General features: G+C 57.2%; 6 protein-coding genes and 2 tRNA genes. 4 read left to right on the forward strand and 4 right to left on the reverse strand.

Annotated elements, in window-relative coordinates:
* From SOR61_RS08680 to SOR61_RS08695, 4 genes are all read right to left on the reverse strand, one after another.
* A tRNA-Leu gene (locus tag SOR61_RS08680) sits at positions 1 to 88 on the reverse strand.
* Between the two features lie 120 nt (positions 89 to 208).
* A complete protein-coding gene (locus tag SOR61_RS08685; RefSeq protein ID WP_320612267.1) occupies positions 209 to 709 on the reverse strand; it encodes a methylated-DNA--[protein]-cysteine S-methyltransferase in 501 nt (166 codons plus the stop codon).
* Positions 710 to 810: 101 nt separating this feature from the next.
* Positions 811 to 1,797 (reverse strand): S-layer homology domain-containing protein, encoded by a 987-nt coding sequence (locus SOR61_RS08690; RefSeq protein WP_320612268.1) that lies wholly within the window; start codon positions 1,795 to 1,797, stop codon positions 811 to 813.
* 52 nt (positions 1,798 to 1,849) lie between these two features.
* Positions 1,850 to 2,971 (reverse strand): FtsW/RodA/SpoVE family cell cycle protein, encoded by a 1,122-nt coding sequence (locus SOR61_RS08695; RefSeq protein ID WP_320612269.1) that lies wholly within the window; start codon positions 2,969 to 2,971, stop codon positions 1,850 to 1,852.
* Between the two features lie 161 nt (positions 2,972 to 3,132).
* On the opposite strand from SOR61_RS08695, the gene tsaE reads away from it, so the two are divergent.
* From tsaE to SOR61_RS08715, 4 genes are all read left to right on the forward strand, one after another.
* Positions 3,133 to 3,558 carry a tRNA (adenosine(37)-N6)-threonylcarbamoyltransferase complex ATPase subunit type 1 TsaE gene (tsaE, locus tag SOR61_RS08700; RefSeq protein ID WP_407066530.1) on the forward strand — a complete coding sequence of 142 codons (426 nt, stop codon included), beginning with the start codon at positions 3,133 to 3,135 and terminating at the stop codon, positions 3,556 to 3,558.
* Positions 3,558 to 4,277: a tRNA (adenosine(37)-N6)-threonylcarbamoyltransferase complex dimerization subunit type 1 TsaB gene (gene tsaB / locus SOR61_RS08705; RefSeq protein WP_320612272.1), complete on the forward strand. Its 720-nt coding sequence runs from the start codon at positions 3,558 to 3,560 to the stop codon at positions 4,275 to 4,277. Before tsaE ends, tsaB begins: the two co-directional genes overlap by 1 nt.
* Positions 4,278 to 4,299: 22 nt before the next feature.
* Entirely contained in the window at positions 4,300 to 4,929 is a 630-nt protein-coding gene (gene upp / locus SOR61_RS08710) for a uracil phosphoribosyltransferase (protein ID WP_320612271.1), read from the forward strand.
* 116 nt (positions 4,930 to 5,045) lie between these two features.
* A tRNA-Leu gene (locus SOR61_RS08715) sits at positions 5,046 to 5,133 on the forward strand.
* Positions 5,134 to 5,360 lie beyond the last annotated feature (227 nt).

Consider the following 5,360-nt stretch of genomic DNA (forward strand, 5'->3'; position numbering starts at 1 on the left):
TGGTGCGCGAGGCGGGACTTGAACCCGCACGTGCGTATTGCACACTAGAACCTGAATCTAGCGAGTCTGCCAATTCCACCACTCGCGCATTGGGCTCTCTGAACGGCATATCTCGTTCAGTGCGAGATTTATAATAGCACAAATCTTTCGTCCTGTCAAATATATTTTTGCATTTTCAGAAAGAAAATGATATCCCTCCGAAATACCGTCAGAACCCAATGCTCCCCCCTGTCTGCAGCCGGGGCTTCTTGGGGGCGGGTTTGCACACATACCCTTCCAGTTCCAAAAGGAAGCGTTTACGCTCCAGGCCCCCGGAGTAACCGCCCAACGTGCCGTTTGCCGCGATCACCCGATGACAGGGGATCAGGATCGGAATGGGATTTTTCCCGTTGGCCTGTCCCACAGCCTGGAAGGCTTTCGGCACATCCACCCGGGCGGCCAGATCCCGGTAGGAGATGGGCGCGCCGTAAGGGATCTCCATCAGGGCCCCCCAGACTCTGCGCTGGAAGTCAGTTCCCTCCGGGTTCATCGGGAGGGAAAAGGTCCGGCGCTGCCCGGAGAAGTATTCCTCCAGCTGTCGCTGCGCTTCCCGAAACAGAGGGATATCATCGTATCCGCCGTAGTTTCCAAACACCAAAGCAATGAGACGGTTATCTTCCGCAAAAAGGGTCAGCGGACCCAGAGGGGAATGGATGACTGCTTGTTCCATAGTGTTCTCTCTTTCTTTCGCCGGCATGGAAGGAACGTGCCTGTGCATCACCACAAAATGCACATAGAGAGCCAGATTACGCAGGGCTATCTAAGAGCATTTTACCAAATTCTTTCCCGAAAGTCCAGTACTTCCATGGCAGAAAGCAGGAGTTCTGCTGCTTCTCCCCGGGTCAGCTCTCCCCCCAGGTCCAAATATCCTGTTTCGTCGGCCTGCAGCACCCCGACCGCTTCCAGGTTGACCACCGACTGGTAGGCCCAAGCCGGCGCCGCGTCGTCCGCCAGGTTCCCCCTGGCCGCCACGTCAGATACCCCCAGCAGCCGGTTCAGCAGGACTGCCGCCTCCGTGCGGGTGATGGGCTGCTCCGGGGAAAAGGCGACGCCTTCTGCTCCATCGTCGCTGCCCTGCACCACGCCGGAGCGAAGGGCGGAAGCCACGTAGGGTTTCGCCCACACAGAAATACATCCATCATCCGAAAAACCTGTAGAGACTGCCTCAGGCAGCGTCTCCATCTCCACCACGTCCATGGCCATGGCCAGGAACTCTTCCCGGGTCACCGGCGTATCCGGACGGAAGAACCAGGTTGCTCCCATCTTCTCCCCTACAAAAATCTCTTCCTCCGCCAGGGCAATCGCCGCCTTATGAGCGGGGTGCCCGGCCATATCTCCATAGTTGACCTTCGTATCCGGCTTCTCAATGCGGATAGAGCCCTCCGCCGGCTGGGACACCTTACCATCCGAGGTTTCTGCAACATAGGTGAAAGCGTCCTTCCCCGTCTTATCCTCGTAGGGTGTATAGGTGAACCGGGAAGCCTCTGCTTCTGACAGCGTCACCTTTCCCCGGGCCGGATTCTTTACCACCCGAAAGGTCAAAACTTCCCCCTTGGGAGACATCCCGGCGAAGGAACCGATGACCGCCACATTTTTATACGTGGTGATGGAAAGATTTTCGGCGATGGGCAGGTTTTCCTCTCCCGTCTGGGCAGTATCCCGACGGAAGAACGCAAAGGCAGGCACAGACAGAGCAAACAGCAGCGCCGTGGCCAAAAACAGTCCTGTCGTCCGCCGGTACAAGGACCCCTGTGACATAAGCATACCTCCTTATTCAAACGTATCCTTAGTCTATCCCGCCGCCCCTGCCTTATACTGCCGCAGACCTTACTCTTCCTCCCAGCTGTTCCTCTTTCATGGCCATGAGGATCCCAACAGCCCCAAAGGCCGTGATCAGGGAAGAACCGCCATAGCTGAAAAAAGGCAGGGTGACCCCAACCACCGGCGCAGCGTATAAACACATTCCCACATTCAGGATGGTCTGCGCCCCAAACATACCTGCTACCCCCATGGCGACGTCCGAAAACAGAGGGTCCCTACTGCGGCGGGCCAGAGCCACGCACCGCAGGACGATCCCACCCAGCAGCAGCAAAATCAGAAGGCAGCCCAAAAGCCCCAGCTCCTCTCCTGCCACAGAGAAGATAAAGTCCGTGTGCCGGGCAGGCAGGGCCGACGGAGACACACTCTGGGTCTGGGTCCCCTGGAGATATCCCTGTCCCGTCACTTGTCCCGACCCAATGGCCAGGAGGCTGCGTCCCTGCTGAAACCCTTTCCCCAGCGGGTCCAGGTCGTGGTCAAACACCACCAGAAAGCGCATCCGGACATACGCCGGAAGCCGTCCCCAGAGCAGTGCACCCCCGCCCACACCCAGGGCCGCTTGTCCCAGCAGCCAAAGCGGATGGACCCCCGATGACCACAGCATCACCCCGTATATGGCCAGAAACACCACCACCATGCCGATGTCTCCCGACACGCCATAGAGAAGACCGCAGAGCAGCAGCACATGCCCCCCTAAAAACAGAATAGATTTGGGACGGTCCAGCCCTCGCTCCCGCAGCCGGTCCAGCTGGAGTCCCAACAAGAGAAGAAAGGTCAGCTTCACCACCTCTGCCGGCTGTAAGTTGAAAATCCCTCCCGGAAGCGCCAGCCAGCTTCGGTTCCCCGTCCCATCATCGTTCCCAAAGGGGACCAGCAGCAACAGCAGCAGTACATTGAGTACAGGCAGCACCTTCCAATCCTTTTCCAGCAGCCTTCGAAGATCCAGGACGGACAACAGCAGGCAAAACCCTACCCCGATCCCCAAGGCTGCCGCCTGCTTTCCCACCAGGCTGTGCAGCTTCTCGTCGTATCGGGTGGCACTGAAAATCAGCAGCATCCCATAGGCAGAGGCCGTGAGGGCAAGAAAAAACAACCCCCACTCTTTTCGTTTCATTCCCAATCTACCATGCACGGTTTTTCCCCCTTTCTCCCTCATGATACCTGGAATCCCGGATAAATTTTGTCACAGAGGGGTGCAACCTCGTGAAAAGTATGGTAAAATACCTTGAATTACCCCCTGCGGTCTTTGGGAGGGGGAGAAAGGACCCGACTATGATAGAAAAATACTCGGAAAGCGAACAGGACACCGAACGCCTGGGCGAAGACCTGGTCAAGCAACTGGCGCCCGGCTCGGTTGTCGCCTTCACCGGTGACCTGGGGGCAGGCAAAACCGCCTTTGTCCGGGGTATGGCCCGGGGCCTGGGCATCACTCAGCGCGTGACCAGCCCCACCTTCACCATTGTGAATGAATACGAGGGAGGCGCCCTCCCCCTGTTCCACTTCGATATGTACCGTCTCTACTCCTCAGACGACCTCTTTGACATCGGCTGGGAAGATTTTCTCCGTCGGGGCGGCATCTGCGCGGTGGAGTGGAGCGAAAACATAGAAGACGCGCTGGAACCCGACACCATTTATGTGGAGATCCGCCGGGGTGCTGACGATCACCAGCGGATCATTTCCATCAAGGGGGCAGACAAGTGATGAAAATTTTAGCCTTGGAATCCTCCGCTGTGGCCGCCTCTGTGGCCCTCTGCGAGGATCATACCCTCATCGCCCAGTCCTTTCAAAACAGCGGCCTGACCCACAGCCAGACCCTCCTGCCCATGGCAGAGCATCTGCTGGCCAGCTGCGGCGTGCCCCTGTCTCAGGTGGACCTCATTGCTGTGGCCGCCGGCCCCGGTTCCTTCACCGGGCTGCGGATCGGTGTGGCCACCGCCAAAGGGCTGGCCTGGGCCGCCCAACTCCCCTGCGCCGGATGCTCCACCCTGGAGTCTATGGCGTGGAACCTGGCAGGGTTCCAGGGCGAGATCTGCGCCGCCATGGATGCCCGCCGTCACCAGATCTATCATGCCCGCTTCCGGGCAGACGGAGAATCCATTCACCGCCTGTCCCCTGACCGGGCCATTTCCCTCCAGGACCTGATTGCAGAGCTGAAAGAGACCGCTGCCGGACCCCAGCTTGTGGTGGGCGACGGCGCTGAACTCTGCTGCAATGCCCTGCGGGAAGCCGGCATCCCCGCCCAGCTGGCGCCGCCCAACCTGCGGATGCAGAGCGCCTGGGGGGTGGCCAGGGCCGCACTGGAACTGGCCAAAGAAGGAAAAACTGTCCCCGGTGACCAACTGGTCCCTGTCTACCATCGCCTGTCCCAGGCAGAGCGGGAACGACTGGAACGGGAACAAGCAGCCAAAACCACGGAATAACAAGAAAGAGTGAGGTTGAACTATGGAGAAAGTACACGTATTGGATCACCCCCTGCTGCAGCACAAACTGTCCATCCTCCGGGATGAGAGCACCGGCGTCAAGGAGTTCCGGGAAGTGGTCAGCGAAATCGCCACCCTCATGTGCTATGAGGCAACCCGGGATCTCCCCCTTCAGGCCGTAGAAGTGCAGACTCCCGTGGCCAAGGCTGTCACCCACCAGATCTCCGGCAAGAAGCTGGCCATCGTGCCCGTTCTCCGGGCTGGCCTGGGCATGGTAGACGGCATCCTCACCCTGGTCCCCTCCGTGAAGGTGGGGCACATTGGCCTCTTCCGTGACCCCGAAACCCTGGAGCCTGTGAAGTATTACTGCAAAATGCCCACGGATATCTCCGAGCGGGACGTGATCGTGCTGGACCCCATGCTGGCTACCGGCGGCTCCGCTTCGGCTGCCATCTCCTTTGTGAAGGAATACGGCGTGAAGAACATCAAGCTCATGAACATCCTGGCTGCACCGGAGGGGATCGCCCGCGTGCAGAAAGACCATCCCGATGTGGATATTTACGTCGCCGCTGTGGACGAAAAGCTCAATGACCACGGGTATATCGTTCCCGGTTTGGGCGACGCAGGAGACCGGATCTTCGGCACCAAATAATTTGCGTTTTCTCCTGGAAAAAACGCAAAAAACAGAAAAATATACTTGACACATTGGCCTCTCTGTGCTATTATAAACCTCGCACTGAACGAGATATGCCGTTCAGAGAGCCCAATGCGCGAGTGGTGGAATTGGCAGACTCGCTAGATTCAGGTTCTAGTGTGCAATACGCACGTGCGGGTTCAAGTCCCGCCTCGCGCACCAAAAAGGACATCCGATTGGATGTCCTTTTTCTTTTTCACTTTTTAAACTTTATTACACTTAATTAAGTTTTTATTATGATTTAGGATAAACTTTAATAATTAACCCTCAAACCCCTTGAAATACAAGGATATTTGCAAGAGAACAAGTTGAATTTACTACCAATTTACTACTTTTGAGGAAAAAGCCTTGATGTGCTGTAAAAACTCTTGCGAATAAAGTTATTTTAC

The organism is Evtepia sp., from assembly GCF_034090835.1.
Taxonomy (GTDB): Bacteria; Bacillota; Clostridia; order Oscillospirales; family Oscillospiraceae; genus Evtepia.